The following is a 20,053-nucleotide window of genomic DNA, read 5'->3' as shown; positions in this document are numbered from 1 at the left end:
CATGGCGCGTTCACTTTGGAAAGGTCCGTTCGTCGACGGCTACCTGCTTAAGAAGGCAGAGACCAGCCGGGCCAGCGGCCGCAATGAAGTCATCAAGATCTGGAGCCGTCGCTCCACGATCCTGCCGCAGTTCGTCGGTCTGACCTTCGGCGTGCACAACGGACAGAAGCATGTCCCTGTGAACGTTCAGGAAGAGATGATCGGTCACAAGTTTGGCGAGTTCGCGCCGACCCGTACCTACTACGGGCACGCGGCCGACAAGAAGGCCAAGAGGAAGTAATATGGGCAAGCCGAAAACACAGCGGTCGCTCAAGGACAACGAAGCCAAGGCGGTTCTGCGCATGCTTCGTACCTCCAGCCAGAAGCTGAACCTCGTGGCTGCCGCGATCCGTGGCAAGCCCGTGGACAAGGCCCTGGCCGAGCTGTCCTTTTCGCAAAAGCGCGTCGCCGGTCCGGTCCGCAAGACCCTCGAGAGCGCCGTCGCCAACGCCGAGAACAACCATGGTCTCGATCCGGACAGCCTGATCGTTGCCGAAGCCTATGTGGGCGACGGTCTGATCATGAAGCGGTTCATGGCTCGTGGTCGCGGTCACGCCGCTCGCCTGGAGCACACGTTCTCGAACCTCACCATCGTGGTTCGTCAAATCGAGGAGACCGCATAATGGGTCAGAAGATCAATCCCATCGGTCTGCGCCTCGGCATCAATCGCACCTGGGACTCGCGTTGGTTCGCGAACAAGGGTGAGTACGGCGATCTGCTGCGCGAGGATCTCGCGATCCGCAAGGCGCTGATGGCCGACCTGAAGCAGGCCGCAGTGTCGAAGATCGTCATCGAGCGTCCGCACCGTAAGTGCCGCGTGTCGATCCACACCGCCCGTCCGGGCATCGTGATCGGCAAGAAGGGCGCTGACATCGAGAAGATCCGCGCCAAGGTGAAGAAGTTCACCGACAGCGAGGTGCACATCAACATCGTCGAGGTGCGCAAGCCCGAGACGGATGCGACCCTTGTTGCCCAGGGCATTGCCCAGCAGCTCGAGCGTCGTGTGGCTTTCCGCCGCGCCATGAAGCGCGCCGTTCAGACGGCGATCCGCATGGGCGCCCAGGGCATTCGTGTGAACGTTGGTGGTCGCCTCGGCGGTGCCGATATCGCGCGGACCGAATGGTACCGTGAAGGTCGCGTGCCGCTGCACACGCTGCGTGCCGATATCGATTACGGCACTGCCGAAGCCCAGACGACCTACGGGATCATCGGCATCAAGGTGTGGATTTTCAAAGGCGAAGTGCTCGAGCACGATCCGACTGCGCATGATCGTCGTGCCACCGAGGGCGCCGAAGGCGGGCAGGGGCAGCGCCGCGAGCGCTCCTCCGCGAACTGAGAAGGCATCAGATAAATGCTGCAACCAAAACGTACCAAGTTCCGTAAGGCTCACAAGGGCCGCATCCATGGCAATGCCAAGGGCGGTACCGAGCTGGCTTTCGGCCAGTACGGGCTGAAGTCGCAGGAACCCGAGCGTATCACTGCGCGTCAGATCGAGGCGGCTCGCCGCGCGATCACCCGTCAGATGAAGCGTGCCGGTCGTGTGTGGATCCGCGTATTCCCGGATCTGCCGGTTTCAAAGAAGCCGACCGAAGTCCGCATGGGTAAGGGCAAGGGCTCCGTTGAGTACTGGGCCGCGCGCGTTAAGCCGGGCCGGATCCTGTTCGAGATCGACGGCGTCCCCGACGACGTCGCCAAGGAAGCGCTGCGCCTCGGCGCGATGAAGCTTCCGGTCAGTACGCGGGTTGTCACCCGCATTGCGGATTGAGGGCTATGGCTAAGAGCAAGAAAAACGAGGCCAAGAGCGGACTGGCATCAGATCTCCGGGTCAAGACCCCGGACGAGCTGAAAGACAGCCTTCTCGGCCTGAAGAAAGAGCAGTTCAACCTGCGGTTCCAGCGTGCCACGCAGCAGCTGGAAAACCCGAACCGGGTTCGTGAGGTCCGCCGCGAAATCGCGCGGATCAAGACCGTGCTCGGCGAAAAAGCCGCAGCGAAGTAAGGATCAGGGCCGATGCCGAAGCGCGTATTGCAGGGGACTGTCGTCTCCGACACCAATGAAAAGACCGTGGTGGTGCGGGTGGACCGTGCGTTTACCCACCCGCTGCTGAAGAAGACGGTGCGCCGTTCCAAGAAGTACCAGGCCCACGACGAGGACAACTCGGCAAAGGTTGGGGATCTCGTCTGGATCCAGGAGTCGACACCGATCTCCAAGAATAAGCGCTGGGTCCTCGTACCTAACGCGTAAACCGGAATTTAGGGCTCGCCGCGTAGGCAGACCCCGCAATTAGAAGGCATCAAGCCATGATCCAGATGCAGTCAAATCTCGATGTCGCCGACAATTCCGGTGCGCGTCGTGTCATGTGCATCAAGGTGCTCGGCGGTTCGCACCGCAAGTACGCTTCGGTCGGCGACATTATCGTGGTCTCTGTGAAGGACGCTATCCCTCGCGGTCGCGTCAAGAAGGGCCAGGTGATGAAGGCTGTTGTCGTACGCACGTCGTTTCCCGTGCGTCGCGCCGATGGCACTGTGATCCGCTTCGACCGTAATGCGGCCGTGCTGATCAACGCCCAGTCCGAACCCGTCGGAACCCGTATTTTCGGGCCGGTGCCGCGCGAGCTCCGCTCCCGCAAACACATGAAGATTATTTCGCTCGCGCCGGAGGTGCTGTGATGGCTGCAAAGATTAAGAAGGGCGACAAGGTCGTCGTTCTCGCAGGCAAGGACAAGGGCAAGACCGGCCAGGTCATGCAGGTCATTCCGTCCGAAACTCGTGCTGTTGTTCAGGGTCTGAATCTGGTACGTCGCCACACCAAGCAGACGGCCAGCCAAGACGCCGGCATCTTCACCCGTGAAGCGCCGATTCATCTGAGCAACCTCGCCGTCGCCGATGCGAATGGCAAGCCGACCCGCGTCGGCTTCAAGATCAACGACGACGGCACCAAGATGCGCGTCGCCAAGTCGACCGGAGATACGATCGATGGCTGATACCGCATACATGCCGCGTCTGCGGACGGAATATGACGAGACGATCAAGCCGAACCTGATCAAGGAATTCGGCTACAAGAACGTCATGCAGGCCCCCAAGCTCGACAAGATCGTGCTGAACATGGGCGTTGGCGAAGCTGTTGCCGATACCAAGAAGGTACGCGCTGCCGCTGCTGATCTCGAGAAGATCGCCGGCCAGAAGCCCGTCATCACCCACGCTCGCAAGTCGATCGCCGGCTTCAAGGTGCGTGAGCAGATGCCGCTCGGCGTCAAGGTGACGCTGCGCAAGGTGAAGATGTATGAGTTCCTCGATCGCCTGGTGAACATCGCGCTGCCGCGCGTTCGTGACTTCCGTGGCCTGAACCCGAACTCCTTCGACGGCAATGGCAACTACGCCATGGGCGTCAAGGAACATATCATTTTCCCGGAAATCAACTATGACCAGATCGATCAGGTCTGGGGCATGGACATCATCGTCTGCACGACGGCTGCGACCGACGACGAGGCGCGCGCGCTGTTGAAGGCGTTCAATTTCCCCTTCCGGCAGTAACGGAAGAGAGAGGCACGACATGGCTAAGACCAGTTCAATCGAAAAGAACAACAAGCGCAAAAAGCTCGTGAAGCAGTATGCGCCGAAGCGGGCCAAGCTGAAGGCGATCACCAAGGACCAGTCGGTTCCCCTGGACGAGCGTTTCGCTGCCCAGCTGAAGCTCGCGGAACTGCCGCGGAATTCCGCCCGCAACCGTATCCGCAACCGTTGCGAGCTGACCGGTCGTCCGCGCGCTTACTACCGCAAGGCGGGCCTGAGCCGTATCGCGCTGCGCGAGCTGGGCAACCTGGGTCTGATCCCGGGCCTGGTCAAGTCGAGCTGGTAAGGAGAGACCACGATGAGCTTTTCCGATCCGATCGGCGATATGCTGACCCGCATCCGCAATGCGCAGATGCGTAACAAGACCAACGTGCTGACTCCGGCGTCGACCCTGCGGGGTCGCGTGCTGGAAGTGTTGAAGTCCGAGGGCTTCATCCGCGGCTATACCGAGCAGACCGATTCCAAGGGCATGCCCGAGTTCTCGATCGAGCTGAAGTATGCCGACAGCACGCCGGTCATCCGCACCATCGAGCGCGTCTCGCGCCCGGGCCGCCGCGTCTATGCGTCGGTTAAGAACATCCCGTCGTTCGCGAACGGCCTCGGCGTGTCGATCCTTTCGACCCCCAAGGGCGTGATGGCCGACCATGAAGCCAGATCTCAGAATCTGGGTGGTGAGGTACTCTGCCGCGTCTTCTAAGGCTGTTGCCTTGAAGTCGTCGGTGTGACGATTACTCCGAAGGAAAAAAGAACAATGTCTCGTACAGGCAAAAAGCCGATCGCACCGGTCAGTGGCGTCACCGTCACGATCGATGATCGCAAGGTCACCGCAAAGGGACCCAAGGGTGAGCAGTCGCTGACGCTCATGGATGTCGTTGAAGCCAAGCAGACGGACGAGGGCATCGTCATCGAGCCCGGCAACGACACCACTGCAGCGCGCGCCGCCTGGGGCACCACGCGGGCGCTGATCGCCAACATGGTCACCGGCGTGAGCACTGGCTTCGAAAAGAAGCTGCAGATCCAGGGCGTGGGTTTCCGCGCCGCCATGCAGGGCAAGGATCTAAAGCTCTCGCTCGGCTTCAGCCATGAAGTCCTGTTCGAGACTCCTGAGGGCGTGACGATCGCCACGCCGACCCCGACTGAGGTTGTGGTGTCGGGTGCCGACAAGCAGCAGGTCGGTCAGGTTGCTGCAGATATCCGTGCCTGGCGCAAACCGGAGCCCTACAAGGGCAAGGGCGTGCGCTATGCGGGTGAGTACATCGCCCGCAAAGAAGGCAAGAAGAAGTAAGGAAGCGCCAAATGCAGACCAAGCTCAAAGGAGCGGATCGCCGCAAGGCCCGTGTCCGCAAGGCGCTCAAGGCCGTCGCAAACGGTCGTCCGCGCCTGTCCGTGCACCGCACCGACAAGAACATTTACGCTCAGATCATCGACGATGTGAGCGGCCGCACTCTGGCTGCCGCCTCGAGCATCGACAAGGATGTGAAGGGTCAGCTGAAGACCGGTTCGACTGCCGAGGCAGCCGCAACGGTTGGCAAGCTCATCGCCGAACGTGGCGCTGCCGCCAAGGTCTCCGAGGTCGTCTTCGACCGTGGGGCCTACCTTTATCATGGCCGCGTGAAGGCCCTGGCAGAGGCGGCCCGCGAGGGCGGCCTGCAGTTCTGATCCGGCGACAAAGGAACAAGATATGAGAGACGTTCAAGAACGCGATAGCGAGTTTGTCGACCGGCTGGTGCACATCAACCGTGTTGCCAAGGTGGTCAAGGGTGGCCGTCGCTTCGGTTTTGCCGCACTCGTGGTGGTTGGTGACCAGAAGGGCCGCGTTGGCTTCGGTCACGGCAAGGCGCGCGAAGTGCCTGAAGCGATCCGCAAGGCGACCGAGCAGGCCAAGCGCCAGATGATCCGTGTGCCGCTGCGAGAAGCGCGTACGCTGCACCACGACGTCGTGGGTCACCACGGTGCCGGCAAGGTTATCCTGCGTGCCGCCGTTCCGGGTACCGGCATCATCGCCGGCGGTCCGATGCGCGCCGTGTTCGAGACCCTCGGGGTCCACGACATCGTCGCCAAGTCGCAGGGCACCGCCAATCCGTACAACATGATCCGGGCTACCTTCGATGCGCTGACGCGTGTTGACAGCCCGCGCTCGGTTGCCGCCCGTCGCGGTCTGAAGGTCTCCGACCTGCAGGCACGTCGTGGCGAAACCGCCGAAGCGTGATCCAGGGCACGGGGAGAACACACATGGCCGACAAGACCGTGACCATCGAGCAGATCGGTAGCCCTTCGCGCCGTCCGAAGGATCAGCGCGCAACGCTGGTCGGGCTCGGACTGAACAAGATGCGCAAGCAGTCTACCCTTAAAGACACCCCCGAAGTGCGTGGCATGATCAACAAGATCCCGCACCTCGTGCGCGTCGTCGACGCCAAGTAAGGACGAGAACATGACCCGCTTGAATGAACTCCGGGACAACCCCGGCGCCAGCAAGAAGCGCGTTCGCGTCGGTCGTGGCATCGGCTCGGGCGTCGGTAAGACCGGCGGCCGTGGCCAGAAGGGCCAGACCTCGCGTTCGGGCGTTGCCATCAATGGCTTCGAGGGCGGCCAGATGCCGCTTCACATGCGTATGCCGAAGCGTGGCTTCAATCCGCACAATCCCAAGAAGTGGAACCAGCTGCGCATCGATCGCATCCAGGCCTACATCGACAGCGGCAAGCTGGACGTGAAGGGTGTTGTGGATGCCGACGCTCTGGTGAACGCCGGCGTCATCCGCCGCAAGCTCGATGGCGTGCGGCTGATCGGCAGCTCCGGTTTCACCGCCAAGAAAGTATCCTTCAAGGTGGACTATGCGACCAAGGGCGCGCTTGCAGCTATTGAAGCTGCGGGTGGCAAGGTCGATATGCCGAAGACAGAAGAGACGGCTGACGCCTAACAGCGCCTGCCTCAATCGTCCGCTCCGGCTGCGGGCCGTCATCGACGGCCCGGTCACCGGCCGGCGGCATTTCAGCAGCTGAATGCCCGCCGCGTATGCCGCGGCGCCAGCATTCGAGGGAGCGATTATGGCGTCCGCAGCCGAACAGCTGGCACGAAACCTCAATTTCGGAACCTTCGCCAAGGCGAAGGCCCTGCAACAGCGCATCTGGTTCACCCTGGGTGCGCTGCTGATTTATCGTCTGGGCACTTATATTCCGCTGCCCGGAATCGATCCTGATGCCTACGCGGCGACCTTCGAGGGCGCGCAGCAGGGCATTCTGGGCATGTTCGACATGTTCGCCGGCGGTGCCGTGCAGCGTATGGCGATCTTTGCCCTCAACCTCATTCCATACATTACCGCCTCGATCGTCATCCAGGTGATCTCGACGGCCTCGCCGCGCCTCGAGGCGCTGCGCAAGGAAGGCGAGAGCGGACGCCGCAAGCTGAACCAGTACACGCGCTACCTCGCGGTCGTGTTCTGCGCCGTGCAGGCCTATGGCATTGCCATCGGCCTCGAGGCTAGCCAGGGTGTCGTCATCAATCCGGGCTGGTTCTTCCGTATTTCGACCGTCATCACGCTGGTCGGCGGCACCATGTTCCTGATGTGGCTGGGTGAGCAGATCACCTCGCGCGGCGTCGGCAATGGTATTTCGCTGATCATCTTTGCTGGTATCGTGGCCAATCTGCCCTCGACCGTGGTGCAGACGCTCGAGCTAAGCCGCACCGGGTCGCTGTCTGTCGGCTGGCTGTTTGGTCTGCTGGCCCTGGCCATCGTGGTTATCGCCGTGATCGTGTTCTTCGAGCGTGCCCAGCGCCGGCTGCTGATCCAGTATCCGAAGCGCCAGGTCGGCAATAAGATGTTCCAGGGCGACACGTCGCACCTGCCGCTGAAGCTGAACACCGCTGGCGTGATCCCGGTGATCTTCGGTTCCTCGCTGCTGCTGTTGCCAGCCACCATTGCGTCCTTTGCCAGCCAGGGCGACGCGCCGCAGTGGCTGCAGGTGACTGCTGCGCTGCTCGGACGGGGCCAGCCGCTCTATCTGATCCTGTTTGCTGCGTTCATCATCTTCTTTGCCTTCTTCTACACCTCGATCGTGTTCAACCCGACCGAGACGGCAGACAATCTGAAGCGTTCGGGCGGCTTCATTCCGGGCATCCGTCCCGGTGAGCGCACGGCCCAGCACATCGACTATGTGCTGACGCGCATCACGGTCGTCGGTGCCATCTACCTGACGGTGGTCGCACTGATCCCGGAGCTGATCCACAGCCAGCTCAACGTCAGCCAGTTTATCGGCGGCACCTCGCTGCTGATTATCGTGACGGTGACCCTTGATACCGTCAGCCAGATCCAGAGCCATCTCATTGCGCAGCAGTACGAAGGCCTGGTGAAACGCTCGCGACTTGGGGGCAAGCGCAAATGAGGACGATTCTTCTCGGACCGCCGGGGGCCGGCAAGGGCACCCAGGCCAAGATCCTGATCGAGCACTACGGCATTCCGCAGTTGTCGACAGGGGATATCCTGCGCCAGGCGATCGCCGAAGGGACCGAGCTCGGCCTTGCCGCACGCAAGATCATGGACGAGGGCGGTCTGGTGTCAGACGACATCGTCAACGGCATCATTTCCGAGCGGCTCGACCATGACGACTGCAAGCCCGGTTTCGTGCTCGACGGTTTCCCGCGGACCATTCCGCAGGCCGATGCGCTCGAAGCCATGCTGGCCAACAAGGACATGCCGCTCGACGCCGTAGTGTGGATGTATGCCGATCGCGACGTGCTGATCGAGCGCATTCTAAAGCGCGCGAGCGAAGCGGCTGTGGCCCGCGGCGACGACAATATCGAGTCGATCAAGAAGCGGCTCGAAGTCTATCGTCAGCAGACCGAACCCCTGGTTTTCCATTACCAGGACAAGGGACTGCTGAAGGTGGTCAATGGTATGGACCCCATCGAAGAAGTCACGCGCCGTATCCGGCACGTGCTCGAATTCAAGGTCCCGGCCTGAGTGTAAAACCGAGTATCTGATCCGGCCGCGTCACAGTGTTGACATTGTGACCACCGGACCTTATGAACCGCGCCAGTCTCACGGATTATCGGGCTGGATTCGGTTCCTCAAGAGAGCGAGGGGTCGGAGCCGGTCCCTTGTCGTTATCAAACGGCGCGGACGAACGTTCCGCCCGACCATAGGAGAGCGGACGTGGCCCGTATTGCTGGCGTCAATATCCCGACAAACAAGCGCGTGGTTATCGCGCTTCAGTACATTCACGGGATCGGCGAAAAGTATGCCAAGGACATCACCACCAAGGTGGGGATTCCTCTGGAGCGTCGTGTGAACGAGCTGACGGATGCTGAAGTCATTCAGATCCGTGAAGCCATCGACGGCGAGTATGTTGTTGAAGGCGATCTGCGCCGTGGCGTTGCCATGAACATCAAGCGTCTGATGGACATGGGCAACTACCGTGGCCTGCGTCACCGCCGTGGCCTTCCGGTCCGCGGTCAGCGCACGCACACAAATGCCCGCACCCGCAAGGGTCCGGCCAAGCCGATCGCCGGCAAGAAGAAGTAATGCGGGCAGGCGGGAGATTGCCTCTCGCACCCGGATGTAGCTGCTGGAAGTACGGCAGCGTCGATATCGAACTGAGGAATAAAATTGGCAAGAACTGAAACCACGCGCGTCCGTCGCAAGGAGCGCAAGAACATTACCAATGGCGTCGCCCACGTGAACGCCAGCTTCAACAACACCATGGTCACTATCACCGACGTTCAGGGGAACACCATCTCCTGGTCCTCGTCGGGTGTCATGGGGTTCAAGGGGTCCCGCAAGTCGACCCCGTATGCTGCCCAGGTTGCGGCAGAAGACGCGGCCAAGAAGGCCCAGGAACACGGCATGAAGACCCTTGAGGTCGAGGTGCGTGGTCCCGGTTCGGGCCGTGAGTCGGCGCTTCGCGCGCTGCAGGCTGCTGGCTTCAACGTCACCAGCATTCGCGATGTCACCTCGATCCCGCACAATGGCTGCCGGCCGCGCAAGCGTCGCCGCGTCTGATTTGTCACGGTAGATCTCCCGGCGCTGCGCGGCGCCGGGATTGGTACATCGCTTTGGCGGAACGGCGGTAAGGCGAACCGCCCATTTGAAAGGACACCACCGTGACCATCCAGCGGAACTGGCAGGAACTCATCAAGCCGACCAAACTGGACATTGTTTCGGGTGGCGACGACGCAACGACAGCTTCTGTCGTCGCAGAGCCACTTGAGCGCGGCTATGGGCTGACGCTTGGTAACGCGCTGCGGCGCGTTCTTTTGTCGTCGCTCCAGGGCGCGGCCATTACGGCCATCCAGATCGACGGCATCCTGCACGAGTTTTCCTCGTTGCCGGGTGTGCGCGAGGACATTACCGACCTCGTGCTGAACGTCAAGGAAATCGCAGTCAAGATGGACGGCGAAGGCCCCAAGCGTTTGACGCTGTCGCGTCAGGGCCCGGGCGCTGTGACCGCCGGCGACATCAAGGTCACTGGCGACATCGAAGTGTTGAACCCCGAGCTGGTGATCTGCCATCTCGACGACGGCGCCGAGATGAACATGGAATTCACCGTCGACTCCGGCAAGGGCTATGTCCCGGCTGACAAGAATCGGCCCGAAGATGCGCCGATCGGCTATATCCCGGTCGATGCGCTGTTCTCGCCTGTTCGTCGGGTGTCGTACAAGGTGGATGCAACCCGTGCGGGCGAGAGCCTCGACAAGGACAAGCTGACGCTGACCATCGAAACCAATGGTTCGATTTCGCCGGATGACGCCGTGGCTTACGCTGCCCGCATCCTGCAGGATCAGCTCTCTGTCTTCGTGAATTTCGAAGAGCCGACCAAGGAAAAGACCACCGACGCCGTTCCCGAGCTTGCCTTCAATCCGGCGCTGCTCAAGAAGGTCGACGAGCTGGAGCTTTCCGTGCGTTCGGCCAACTGTCTCAAGAACGACAACATCGTGTACATCGGCGATCTGATCCAGAAGACCGAAGCCGAGATGCTGCGCACGCCGAACTTCGGCCGCAAGTCGCTCAACGAGATCAAGGAAGTGCTGGCTCAGATGGGTCTGCACCTCGGTATGGATGTCGCGAACTGGCCGCCGGAGAATATCGACGATCTGGCCAAGCGCTACGAAGATCACTATTAATCGACGCCACCGACCAATACTGCCCGTCGTGAGACGCGCGGGCGTCAGGGAGTTTTGAAATGCGCCACGGTAAAGCAAACCGTAAGCTGAACCGGACCTCGGCCCATCGTAAGGCCATGTTCGCCAACATGAGCGCTTCGCTCATCAAGCACGAGCAGATCGTGACCACGCTGCCCAAGGCCAAGGAGCTGCGGCCGATCGTGGAAAAGCTGATCACGCTCGGCAAGCGGGGTGACCTGCACGCCCGTCGTCAGGCCATCGCCCAGATGCGTGACGAGACGCAGGTCAAGAAGCTGTTCGCAGCCATTGGCCCGCGCTACAAGGAGCGCAATGGTGGCTACACCCGCATCCTGAAGGCCGGCTTCCGCTTCGGCGATAACGCGCCGATGGCCGTCATCGAACTGGTCGATCGCGATGTCGACGCCAAGGGTCAGGACTCCGGTCCGGTTGAAGTGCGTGACACCGACGACGAGTCGGTGGCCGCATAAGACCGGCCTCAAGGGTCGAAACGAATTCAGGCGGTCCGGTCTCCGGGCCGCCTTTTTGTTTGATCGCAGAACGTATTGCGGTAAGGCGGTCGCCTGGATCGCGCGGGGGAATGATCGATGGCTGAAGATGCACGCATTCTGGTGACCGGGGCGACCGGCTTCGTCGGCAAGTGGGTGGTGATCCAGTTGCTGCAGGCCGGCTATCAGGTGCGCGGGACCATCCGTTCGTTGCGCCGCGCAGACGAAGTGCGCGACGGTGTCGCCACGCAGACTGGCCCGGATCTCCTCGCCAATCTCGAGCTTGTGGAAGCCGATCTTCTCGATGACCGCGGTTGGAGTGAGGCGATGGAGGGCATCACTGCGGTGATGCATGTCGCTGCGGCCGTTCGTGGCGACGAGCCGAAAGACCAGAGCCTCGTCATTCGCCCGGCCGTCGAGGGGACGGAACGCGTGCTGCGTTCGGCCCACGCGGCAGGGATCACGCGGGTAATCATGACCTCGTCCGTGGCGACCGTCGGCTATGGCCACGGCACGACGCCGGGTGGCAAGCGGGTCTTCGACGAGACCTACATGACGAAGTTCGAGACTCTGAAATACACCTGGGCCTATTGCGTGGGCAAAACCACGGCCGAGCGAAATGCCTGGGCCTTCGCCAAAGCGAATGGCATGGAGCTGACCACCATCCACCCGGGAGCCATCGTGGGACCGGCAGTGGATGGCGACCCGTCGATCTCCATCGGGCTCGCGACGGGCCTGCTCGAGGGCAGGACACCCGCGATGCCGAACAACGGGTTTGCCGTTGTCGACGTCCGCGACGTTGCGGCGTTGCATGCGGCGGCACTCGAAAAACCGGAGTCGATCGGCGAGCGTTATCTGGCGACGGCGGAGTACCTGCCGTTCCACAAGGTGGCCGATATCCTGAGGGCCGAATATCCCGGCTGGCCGATCACCGAAAAGCGCGCACCGGACTGGATCATCCGGCTGGTAGCGCGGTTCGGCGGACCGGCGCGCCAGATCATCGACGATATCGGCAACGAGAAGCATTACGACACGACCAAGAGCGTGGCGCTGCTCGGGCGGGCTTACATTTCGGGGCGCGATGCAGTGCTGGCTTCCGCCGAAAGTGCTGTGCGCCTGGGGCTGGTCAAGAAGCCGGAACCGAAGCGCTGATCAACGGCCAATTTACGCTCGTGGGTGGTTTCAGCGCGGCCGGCTAAGGCGCCATGCGGCGTAGAGCTGCTTGAGTTCGGCCATGGAGTCGAGCTTGACCATCGGCAGGCCGGTCGCCGTCAGCAGGTCGACATCGCGCTGCCGCTTGCGTGGTTGTTCCACCATGATGAAGTGCACCATCTCCCAGTTGAGCCTGTCCTGACCCTTCTCCAGCTTGCTGCCGATCCGTCTGGTTTCGAACAGCGTTCGACGGACGTAGCGCGTCAGGGCGGCCCAGCGGCCAGTGCCGAGGAGGATGATGCCGGTCGCGCGGGCCATGCGCGTCTGCAGCATGCCCATGTAATTGCCCTCGATCACCCAATGCGGGCCGGCAATGGCGTCGGCATGCAGGGCTTCAAAGACCTCTGGCGGTTGGCGCACCCAACTGGTGTGGGGTTGGTGGGCGAGCACGTCGAGATAGATCGCTGGAACGCCGAGGGCTTGGGCAAGCGCTGCTGCGAGCGTCGACTTGCCGGCATTGGAAGGGCCGCAGACCATGATGCGCGGGCCCAGCGCGGCAAGGGGCGGTATCGCGTCCACTTCGTCCATCCTCCCAGATGAAAAGGGCCACCCCGCAGGATGGCCCATTCCGTCTTCGATGTGCAGCGCCTATTCGGCGGGCTGCATTTCCTTGCCGGTGTAGACTTCCTCGACCTCGTACTGGTCGCGGCGATCAAAGCCGTTGAAGGGCGTCAGCGAAGCCTGGGTGTAGGCCCCCATCAGGCCGAACTCGATCCAGTCGTCCTCGTCGATATCGGACGGTAGCGTGAACACCTGGGGCAGCACGTCATAGCTGTCGCAGGTCGGACCCCAGATGGTAAAATCGGCGAACTCGCCGTAGTTGTCGTGCAGACGGGGGCCGCGCCACACCCGCACAGGCGGTGTGAAGTGCATGAATTTCACTTCCATCAGCGAGCCATAGGCGCCGTCGTTCACGTAGACCGACTGGCCACCGCGCTGATGCTTCACCCTGAGCAGCAGCGAGGTGCAGGAGGTGACGAGGGCGCGGCCCGGTTCGATGATCAGTTCCGGCTTGTTCTTGCCGAAATTGTCCTTCACCGCCGTCGAAATCGTATCGAAATAGTGGTCCATCGGCGGCGCTTCGCTGGTCGGGTAGGGGGCCGGATAGCCGCCACCGATGTTCAACCGTTTCAGTTCGATGCCGCTCTCTTCGGCGATGCGGGCGGCAGCAGCGATATGCCGCTCATAGGCGTAGGCATCCTCGCACTGGCTGCCGACGTGGAAGCAGAGGCTCGGCGTATAGCCCATCTGATCAACCAGCTGCACGATCTCGGCAGCGGCCTGCTCCAAGACGCCGAACTTGATACCGAAGTCATAGGACTTCAGCGCCTTGCCGGCCTTGAAGCGGGTCGTGACCTCGATATCGCGCGACGGGGTGACCACGCTCGCCAACTGATCCAGCTGCTGCGGATGATCGATGGTGAATGAGCGGATGCCGAACTCGGCGTAAGCCCGCTCGATCTCGCGCTTCGACTTGATCGGATTGTTGTAGTGCATCGCCGCGCCGGGCGCGTAGTCGCGTACCAGTTCCATCTCGCGATTTGAGGCGACGTCGAACGCCTTGATCCCCTCTTCGTGCAACTGCTTGATGATGTGCGGAGACGGGTTGCACTTGACGGCATAGGTCAGAAGGCCGTCGAACCCCTTCTTGAACACCTTCACGCTGCGCTTCAGTTCTTTGGGACAGAACAGGAAGCTCGGATAATCCGGCGCTTCAAGCGCAATCAGGGCGGAGGTGTTGGCGTAGACCGTATTCGGCTCGGACATTAAGGCTGGCCTTTCTGGGGTCTGAAGTCAAAATGGAAAGCGCTGCATATAGGGGCGATCCCCTTGTGGAGCAACGTCATATTTGTCGATTACCAAACCGTAAGGCGCGCACCCCAAAGCCGCCCGATTCTGGGCGTTGTTCGCCGCGGTTGGCTGATTTCGACGAACGAGGTGAATCAATGGCAATGCGCACGGTCTGGTTCGTGGCGGCGGCTACCGCCGTGGTGATTGGTGGAGGGGCAGTGATCACCACCCTGGCCACGAATCCAAACGCCTCGGCGCCGCCTGCCGTTCCGGGATCGACGCCAATCGTCTCGACCGCAATCGAACCCCAGCCGCCTGTAGAGCGCGTGGTGCCGAAGGGGCAGGGGGAGGTGCTGCTCAGCTTTGCGCCGGTGGTGAAGTCGGTCACGCCCTCGGTCGTCAATGTCTACGCAACGACGATCAGCCAGCAGTCGGCTTCGCCCTTCGGCAATGATCCGTTTTTTGAGCGGTTCTTCGGTGGCAACAGCCCATTCAGCCGGAGCCGGCCACGGAAGTCCCAGTCACTGGGCTCGGGGGTCATCGTTGATGCCGGCGGCGTCATCCTCACGAATCACCACGTGATCGACGGAGCGACCGATATCCGGGTGGCGACGACGGACGGCACGGAATATGCGGTCGATCTCGTGCTCGATGATCCCAAGACCGATCTGGCCGTGTTGAAGGTGCAGGATGCCGGCGGCACCGCCTTTCCAGCGGTGCAATTCGCAGATTCCGATCAGCTCGAGGTGGGTGACATGGTGCTCGCCATCGGCAACCCGTTCGGGGTTGGGCAGACGGTGACCTCGGGCATCGTTTCGGCATTGGCACGCACCGGCGTCGAACCCGACAGCTATGAGTTCTTCATCCAGACCGACGCCGCCATTAACCCCGGCAATTCCGGAGGGGCGCTTGTCGATTTGCAGGGACGCCTCGTGGGGGTGAACACCGCTATCGTCTCGCGCTCCGGCGGCTCCGTCGGCATCGGCTTTGCCATCCCGGCGAATATGGCCAAGCTGGTCGCCGAAACCGGTGTTGCTGGCGGCTCGCTGGTGCGGCCCTGGTTCGGCGCCCGGCTGCAGCCCGTCAGCTCCGATATAGCCAACAGCATTGGTCTAGGCCGGCCTCAAGGTGCGCTGATCGCCGAGATGGCGCCCGGCGGTCCGGCCGACCAGGCAGGCTTCCGTGATGGTGACGTCATCCTCGCGGTTGATGGCTTTGATATCGATCAGCCCAGCGCCTTCGACTTCCGGCTTGCCACCAAGCAGGTCGGCGCGAGTGCGGTGATTACCTTTTTCCGCGGTGGCCGCGAGGCCAGCATCACGCTGCCACTTACGGCGGCACCCGACGCCGGCGCGCCGGTTTCAATTTCTGGCAATACGCGCTTTGCCGGCACCACGGTCGCCACTGTGACTCCCGCTCTGGCGCAGGAACTCGGGCTGGGTTTCGACACGAGGGGCGTGGTGATCCGCGAGGTTGAACGCAACTCCCCGGCGGACGACCTGGGCCTTCGGGTCGGCGACCTGATCCTGTCGCTCAATGAGACGACAATCGCCGATGCGGAAAGCTTCGAGCGCATCGCCAATGACCGTCCCCGCAGCTGGCGCGTCGTGCTACAGCGGGGCGGACGGACCATCAGGGCCGAAATAGGGGGCTGAATGCACTCACTGTTTGACGATACCGCACCGCGCCCGCTGGCCGAGGCGCTGCGGCCTGCAAAGCTTGCCGATGTCATCGGGCAGGATCACCTGCTGGGACCGGGCGGTCCGATCGGCCGCATGGTCGCTTCGGGTCGCGTGTCATCGTTCATCCTGTGGGGGCCACCGGGCGTCGGCAAGACCACCATAGCGCGGCTGGTGGCCAAGGAGGTCGGTCTCGATTTCGTCCAGCTGTCGGCCGTACTGTCCGGCGTCGCAGATCTGCGCAAGGTGATTGAGGCCGCCAAGGGATTGCGCGAAGGGGCAGGGCGCCAGACGGTGATGTTCGTTGACGAACTGCACCGCTTCAACCGCACGACGCAGGACGCCCTGCTGCCCCATGTCGAAGACGGCACGGTCATTCTCATCGGTGCAACCACGGAGAACCCGAGCTTTTCAATGGTCGCCGCGCTCTTGTCGCGCGCCAAGGTTTACACCCTGCGCCGCTTCGAACCCGCCGATCTCGCGACTCTCGCCAAGCGCGCCGAGGACCATGTTGGGAAGACGCTGCCGCTGACCGATGCGGCCCGCGACGGCCTGCTCGAAATGGCCGATGGAGATGGCCGCTATCTGATTGGACTGTGCGAAGAGCTGTTCGCCATGCCCGACGGCACGGAACTCGATCTCGAGGGCCTTGCCGAGACCGTGCAAAAGCGTGCCCCGGTCTATGACAAGGGCCAGGAGGAGCACTACAACCTCCTCAGCTGCTTTCACAAAAGCCTGCGCGGCTCCGATGTGCAGGCGGCCATGTACTGGGCGCAGCGGATGATCGTCGGCGGCGAGGACCCCAAGACCATATTCCGCCGGCTTGCCTGTGCCGCCTCCGAGGATATCGGCATGGCCGATCCCCAGGCAATGGTGCAGGTGATCACGGCCTGGACGGCCTTCGAACGTACCGGATTTCCGGAGGGCGAACTGTTCATGGCGCAGGCCATCGCCTATGTCGCCACTGCCCCAAAATCCAATGCTGCGCATGTGGCGTTCAACAAGGCCAAGGCCCTCGCCAGACAGACCGGCTCGCTGACGCCGCCCAAGCATATCCTCAATGCGCCGACCAAGCTGATGAAGGAACTCGGCTACCACGAAGGCTATCGTTACGACCACGACTCGCCCGATGCCTTCTCGGGTCAGGAGTTCTTCCCGGACTCTCTCGCCGGCGACAAGCGCCCCAAACTGTACGAGCCAAATGAACGCGGCTTCGAGCGGGAGGTGATCAAGCGGCTGGACTTCTGGGAGAGCCGGCGTCAGTCACGGCGGAATGAAGACTAGCCTTGCGCCACAGGGGCTAGCCACCGGGCCGGGCGGCTCGTATTACAGCGGCATGAACGCCTATCTTCTTGTTGGCCTGGGCGGCGCGCTGGGCGCCATGGGACGCTTTGGCGTCGGAAACTGGATTGGGCCGCTGCGGAGCGGCTTCCCGTTGCCGACGCTGGTGGTCAATTTTCTGGGCTCGTTGGCCATGGGGCTGCTGATCGGGTTTCTGGTGCGCACCACGCCGCAGCACCAAAGCGAGATACGGCTGTTTCTGGCAGTGGGCGTGTTTGGTGGCTTCACCACCTTTTCGAGCTTTTCACTGGACGCGATCACGCTGGTGGAACGCGGCAATTTCGGCCTCGCGGGGCTGTACGTCATCGGCTCGGTCCTTCTGGGCCTGGCCGGACTTTGGGCCGGAATGTCGGCAATACGGGTGATTTTATGAGCGGTGTGCGCCAGCAGGTCGTCGCGCGCGATGAAGATGGAATGCGGCTGGACCGCTGGTTTGCGACGCATTTTCCGCAGGTGACCTTCGGGCATCTGCAAAAGCTGCTGCGCTCCGGCCAGGTGCGGGTGGATTCCGGCCGGGTGAAAACGAACACGCGGCTTGCGCCGGGTCAGGTGGTGCGGGTGCCGCCCATCGATCCCGCGCCGGCGCGCGCCGAAGGCCAAGTGATCTCCAAGGACGCCGAGTTCCTGCGCTCTATTCTGCTCTACGAGGACGATGAGCTCTACGTCTTCAACAAGCCCCATGGCCTGGCATCGCAGGGCGGCAGCGGCACCAAGCGCCATATGGATGGGCTGCTGAAGAGCCTGCCGAACGCCAAGGGCGAGGCGCCACGGCTGGTCCATCGGCTCGATCGCGATACGTCGGGCTGCTTGGTCGTCGCCAAGACCAAGGCCGCTGCAGCGCATTTCGGCACGGTGTTCTCCTCCCGTCAGGCACGGAAGATCTACTGGGCGGTCGTGTGGGGCAATCCGCACCCCAAGCAGGGCAGCATATCGTGCTTTCTTGCCAAGCAGCCCACCCAGGATGGCGAGCAGATGGTCGTCGTGCCGCAAGGGACGCAGGGCGCGCAGCATTCGGTGAGCTACTATTCGACCACCGATACCGCCGCCCGGCGCTTTGCCTGGGTGACGCTGAAGCCGGTGACCGGGCGGACCCATCAGTTGCGTGTTCACATGGCGCAGCTCGGCAACCCGATCATGGGTGATCCGCGCTATTTCAACATCGAGAACTGGGAAGCGCCGGACGAGATTGCCAAGGGCCTGCATCTGCATGCCCGACGCATCCGCCTCCCGATGCGCAATGGCAAATTGCTTGATGTCTCGGCGCCACTGCCCGAGCATATGCAGGCGACCTTCGACGTGCTCGGCTTCGACGCCGGCCGCTACGACGCACAGGATCAGGACCCCGAGGACGCATGAAGCTCGTAATCTTCGATCTCGATGGCACGCTGATCGACTCGGTCCGTCATTTCGTCGAAACGGTCACTGTTTCGTTCGAGGCGGTGGGCCAGCCGGTGCCCGACGAGCAGACAATTCGCTCGGTGTCGGGAATCACGGCCTATGACGCCATGGCGATGCTGGCGCCCGGCATGGAACGGACGCGGGTCGAAGAGATCCTCAAGAGCTATCGCGAGCACTATTTCGCGCGCGCCGGCCTTCAGAACGAGCCGCTGTTCGACGGCGTGCTGACGACACTGGACCGGCTGCGCGCCGATCCCGAGACGATTGTTTCGGTCGCCACCGGCAAGAGCCACCGCGGAGCCATCCAGCTGCTCGAGCGCCATGGCATCCTTGATCGCTTCCACAGCGTCGAAACGCCCGACCACAACCGCGGCAAGCCCGATCCGCAGATGATCCAGGTGGCGATGGTCAAGGCCGGCATCGATCGTCCCCAGACGGTGATGATCGGCGATACCGTGCACGACATGCGCATGGCCAAGTCCGCCGGCGTCGGCGCCATCGGCGTCAGCTGGGGCTATCACGACATTGGCGAACTGCATGCGACCGGCGCCGATGTCGTGATCGACCGTTTTGACGAGCTGGACGCCGCGATCGCCAGACTGGTGGAGCCATCCCATGCGTGATTACCTCGAAGACGCCGACCGGCATCGTGAAGACGGGATCGGCCGCGCCCAGCCCCTGCAAAAGGCGGAACTGCCCAAGCGCTTCTACAAGGACGTGGGTGTCGGCACCGCGCCCGGTGGGTTCGCCGTAACGCTCGACGGCAAGTCGCCGCGAACCCCGGGGCAAAAGCCGGTCGTCGTACCGCAGCAGAGCCTTGCAGAGGCGATGGCAGCCGAATGGGCAGCGCAGGGCACCCATATCGATCCCGAGACCATGCCGGTGACCCGGCTCGTCAATTCGGCTGTCGAGGCGGGCGAGGAACGTTTGGCCGCCCTGCGGGCCGAGATCGTCAAGTACGCCGGCACCGATCTGCTGCTCTACCGCGCCGACACCCCGCGCGAACTTGTGGCCGAGCAGGAGCGCGTCTGGGATCCGGTGCTGGTGCAACTGGCGCGCCATTTCGATGTGGCGTTCCAGCCCACCATTGGCATCATGCACCAGGAACAGCCGCAATCGACATTGCAGCGGCTGGAGCAGGCCGTTGCCGAGGTGGATCTTGTCGAGAGCGCGGCACTGGTCTCGATGACCGGAATCACCGGGTCAGGCCTGCTGACCATCGGCTGGCGTGAGGGTCTGCTCGATGCCGAGGCCGTATGGGCGGCCGCCCATGTCGACGAGGACCACAACATCCGGCTGTGGGGCGAGATCGAAGAGATCAGCGAACGCCGCGTCAAGCGCCGTCGCGATTTCGACGCTGCCGTGAAAGTGGCCGAGCTGGTCCGTGCCTGAGGCCGCC

At 62.5% G+C, this 20,053-nt stretch carries 31 protein-coding genes; 29 read left to right on the top strand and 2 right to left on the bottom strand.

The genetic code is table 11. From position 1 onward, the window contains the following. Window position 1 precedes the first annotated feature (1 nt). The 23 genes from rpsS (at window position 2) to ACN0TK_RS07345 (ending at window position 12,385) form a co-directional block, all read left to right on the top strand. Window positions 2-280, top strand: coding sequence for a 30S ribosomal protein S19 (gene rpsS / locus ACN0TK_RS07455; RefSeq protein WP_417308844.1), 279 nt, complete (start codon window positions 2-4; stop codon window positions 278-280). 1 nt (window position 281) lies between these two features. Next, entirely contained in the window at window positions 282-662 is a 381-nt protein-coding gene (gene rplV / locus ACN0TK_RS07450) for a 50S ribosomal protein L22 (RefSeq protein WP_417308843.1), read from the top strand. After that, window positions 662-1,375 (top strand): 30S ribosomal protein S3, encoded by a 714-nt coding sequence (rpsC, locus tag ACN0TK_RS07445; protein ID WP_417308842.1) that lies wholly within the window; start codon window positions 662-664, stop codon window positions 1,373-1,375. Before rplV ends, rpsC begins: the two co-directional genes overlap by 1 nt. Before the next feature lie 15 nt (window positions 1,376-1,390). After that, window positions 1,391-1,804, top strand: a complete 414-nt coding sequence (rplP, locus tag ACN0TK_RS07440) for a 50S ribosomal protein L16 (protein WP_417308841.1) — start codon at window positions 1,391-1,393, stop codon at window positions 1,802-1,804. A 5-nt stretch (window positions 1,805-1,809) separates the two neighbouring features. Beyond that, a complete protein-coding gene (gene rpmC / locus ACN0TK_RS07435; RefSeq protein WP_417308840.1) occupies window positions 1,810-2,037 on the top strand; it encodes a 50S ribosomal protein L29 in 228 nt (75 codons plus the stop codon). 12 nt (window positions 2,038-2,049) lie between these two features. Continuing rightward, complete coding sequence (rpsQ, locus tag ACN0TK_RS07430) at window positions 2,050-2,283, top strand: 30S ribosomal protein S17 (protein WP_417308839.1); 234 nt, start codon at window positions 2,050-2,052, stop codon at window positions 2,281-2,283. A gap of 56 nt (window positions 2,284-2,339) precedes the next feature. Beyond that, a complete protein-coding gene (rplN, locus tag ACN0TK_RS07425; RefSeq protein WP_417308838.1) occupies window positions 2,340-2,708 on the top strand; it encodes a 50S ribosomal protein L14 in 369 nt (122 codons plus the stop codon). Further along, complete coding sequence (gene rplX / locus ACN0TK_RS07420) at window positions 2,708-3,022, top strand: 50S ribosomal protein L24 (protein WP_417308837.1); 315 nt, start codon at window positions 2,708-2,710, stop codon at window positions 3,020-3,022. Before rplN ends, rplX begins: the two co-directional genes overlap by 1 nt. Then, a complete protein-coding gene (gene rplE, locus ACN0TK_RS07415; RefSeq protein WP_417308836.1) occupies window positions 3,015-3,572 on the top strand; it encodes a 50S ribosomal protein L5 in 558 nt (185 codons plus the stop codon). Before rplX ends, rplE begins: the two co-directional genes overlap by 8 nt. A gap of 19 nt (window positions 3,573-3,591) precedes the next feature. Continuing rightward, window positions 3,592-3,897, top strand: coding sequence for a 30S ribosomal protein S14 (rpsN, locus tag ACN0TK_RS07410; RefSeq protein ID WP_417308835.1), 306 nt, complete (start codon window positions 3,592-3,594; stop codon window positions 3,895-3,897). A 12-nt stretch (window positions 3,898-3,909) separates the two neighbouring features. Beyond that, complete coding sequence (rpsH, locus tag ACN0TK_RS07405) at window positions 3,910-4,308, top strand: 30S ribosomal protein S8 (protein WP_417308834.1); 399 nt, start codon at window positions 3,910-3,912, stop codon at window positions 4,306-4,308. A gap of 54 nt (window positions 4,309-4,362) precedes the next feature. After that, a complete protein-coding gene (rplF, locus tag ACN0TK_RS07400; protein ID WP_417308833.1) occupies window positions 4,363-4,896 on the top strand; it encodes a 50S ribosomal protein L6 in 534 nt (177 codons plus the stop codon). Between the two features lie 11 nt (window positions 4,897-4,907). Further along, a complete protein-coding gene (gene rplR / locus ACN0TK_RS07395) occupies window positions 4,908-5,270 on the top strand; it encodes a 50S ribosomal protein L18 (protein WP_417308832.1) in 363 nt (120 codons plus the stop codon). Window positions 5,271-5,292: 22 nt separating this feature from the next. After that, window positions 5,293-5,820 carry a 30S ribosomal protein S5 gene (gene rpsE, locus ACN0TK_RS07390; protein ID WP_417308831.1) on the top strand — a complete coding sequence of 176 codons (528 nt, stop codon included), beginning with the start codon at window positions 5,293-5,295 and terminating at the stop codon, window positions 5,818-5,820. A 23-nt stretch (window positions 5,821-5,843) separates the two neighbouring features. Next, window positions 5,844-6,032 (top strand): 50S ribosomal protein L30, encoded by a 189-nt coding sequence (gene rpmD / locus ACN0TK_RS07385; protein ID WP_417308830.1) that lies wholly within the window; start codon window positions 5,844-5,846, stop codon window positions 6,030-6,032. Window positions 6,033-6,042: 10 nt separating this feature from the next. Then, the gene (gene rplO, locus ACN0TK_RS07380) at window positions 6,043-6,528 is read left to right on the top strand and encodes a 50S ribosomal protein L15 (RefSeq protein ID WP_417308829.1); all 486 of its coding nucleotides are present in this window, start codon (window positions 6,043-6,045) and stop codon (window positions 6,526-6,528) included. A gap of 127 nt (window positions 6,529-6,655) precedes the next feature. Continuing rightward, window positions 6,656-7,990: a preprotein translocase subunit SecY gene (gene secY, locus ACN0TK_RS07375; protein ID WP_417308828.1), complete on the top strand. Its 1,335-nt coding sequence runs from the start codon at window positions 6,656-6,658 to the stop codon at window positions 7,988-7,990. Further along, on the top strand, window positions 7,987-8,568 hold the full coding sequence (locus tag ACN0TK_RS07370) for an adenylate kinase (RefSeq protein WP_417308827.1): 582 nt from the start codon (window positions 7,987-7,989) through the stop codon (window positions 8,566-8,568). The genes secY and ACN0TK_RS07370 overlap by 4 nt, the downstream gene beginning before the upstream one ends. 192 nt (window positions 8,569-8,760) lie before the next feature. Further along, window positions 8,761-9,129: a 30S ribosomal protein S13 gene (rpsM, locus tag ACN0TK_RS07365; protein WP_417308826.1), complete on the top strand. Its 369-nt coding sequence runs from the start codon at window positions 8,761-8,763 to the stop codon at window positions 9,127-9,129. 84 nt (window positions 9,130-9,213) lie between these two features. Continuing rightward, a complete protein-coding gene (gene rpsK / locus ACN0TK_RS07360; RefSeq protein ID WP_417308825.1) occupies window positions 9,214-9,606 on the top strand; it encodes a 30S ribosomal protein S11 in 393 nt (130 codons plus the stop codon). A 101-nt stretch (window positions 9,607-9,707) separates the two neighbouring features. Next, a complete protein-coding gene (locus tag ACN0TK_RS07355; RefSeq protein ID WP_417308824.1) occupies window positions 9,708-10,727 on the top strand; it encodes a DNA-directed RNA polymerase subunit alpha in 1,020 nt (339 codons plus the stop codon). Window positions 10,728-10,786: 59 nt separating this feature from the next. Continuing rightward, on the top strand, window positions 10,787-11,215 hold the full coding sequence (gene rplQ / locus ACN0TK_RS07350) for a 50S ribosomal protein L17 (RefSeq protein WP_417308823.1): 429 nt from the start codon (window positions 10,787-10,789) through the stop codon (window positions 11,213-11,215). A 117-nt stretch (window positions 11,216-11,332) separates the two neighbouring features. Beyond that, window positions 11,333-12,385, top strand: a complete 1,053-nt coding sequence (locus ACN0TK_RS07345) for an NAD-dependent epimerase/dehydratase family protein (RefSeq protein ID WP_417308822.1) — start codon at window positions 11,333-11,335, stop codon at window positions 12,383-12,385. A 30-nt stretch (window positions 12,386-12,415) separates the two neighbouring features. Here ACN0TK_RS07345 and ACN0TK_RS07340 read toward each other — a convergent pair whose 3' ends face one another. After that, on the bottom strand, window positions 12,416-12,964 hold the full coding sequence (locus tag ACN0TK_RS07340) for an AAA family ATPase (protein WP_417308821.1): 549 nt from the start codon (window positions 12,962-12,964) through the stop codon (window positions 12,416-12,418). 69 nt (window positions 12,965-13,033) lie between these two features. After that, a complete protein-coding gene (locus tag ACN0TK_RS07335) occupies window positions 13,034-14,212 on the bottom strand; it encodes a hypothetical protein (protein WP_417308820.1) in 1,179 nt (392 codons plus the stop codon). A 179-nt stretch (window positions 14,213-14,391) separates the two neighbouring features. Here ACN0TK_RS07335 and ACN0TK_RS07330 point away from each other — a divergent pair, with 179 nt between their 5' ends. From ACN0TK_RS07330 to ACN0TK_RS07305, 6 genes are read left to right on the top strand one after another with little or no spacing between them, the layout of a single operon-like run. Next, window positions 14,392-15,891 (top strand): Do family serine endopeptidase, encoded by a 1,500-nt coding sequence (locus ACN0TK_RS07330; protein WP_417308819.1) that lies wholly within the window; start codon window positions 14,392-14,394, stop codon window positions 15,889-15,891. Next, window positions 15,892-17,199, top strand: a complete 1,308-nt coding sequence (locus ACN0TK_RS07325; RefSeq protein WP_417308818.1) for a replication-associated recombination protein A — start codon at window positions 15,892-15,894, stop codon at window positions 17,197-17,199. A gap of 52 nt (window positions 17,200-17,251) precedes the next feature. Next, the gene (crcB, locus tag ACN0TK_RS07320; RefSeq protein WP_417308817.1) at window positions 17,252-17,629 is read left to right on the top strand and encodes a fluoride efflux transporter CrcB; all 378 of its coding nucleotides are present in this window, start codon (window positions 17,252-17,254) and stop codon (window positions 17,627-17,629) included. Continuing rightward, entirely contained in the window at window positions 17,626-18,612 is a 987-nt protein-coding gene (locus tag ACN0TK_RS07315; protein ID WP_417308816.1) for an RluA family pseudouridine synthase, read from the top strand. The genes crcB and ACN0TK_RS07315 overlap by 4 nt, the downstream gene beginning before the upstream one ends. Further along, window positions 18,609-19,277 (top strand): HAD family hydrolase, encoded by a 669-nt coding sequence (locus ACN0TK_RS07310; RefSeq protein ID WP_417308815.1) that lies wholly within the window; start codon window positions 18,609-18,611, stop codon window positions 19,275-19,277. The genes ACN0TK_RS07315 and ACN0TK_RS07310 overlap by 4 nt, the downstream gene beginning before the upstream one ends. Further along, window positions 19,270-20,046, top strand: a complete 777-nt coding sequence (locus ACN0TK_RS07305) for an ATP12 family chaperone protein (protein ID WP_417308814.1) — start codon at window positions 19,270-19,272, stop codon at window positions 20,044-20,046. The genes ACN0TK_RS07310 and ACN0TK_RS07305 overlap by 8 nt, the downstream gene beginning before the upstream one ends. Window positions 20,047-20,053: the final 7 nt, after the last annotated feature.

It is taken from the genome of Devosia sp. (assembly GCF_048261455.1).
In the GTDB taxonomy this organism is placed as follows: Bacteria; Pseudomonadota; Alphaproteobacteria; order Rhizobiales; family Devosiaceae; genus Devosia_A.
This window is presented reverse-complemented; position numbering and strand designations above follow the sequence as displayed.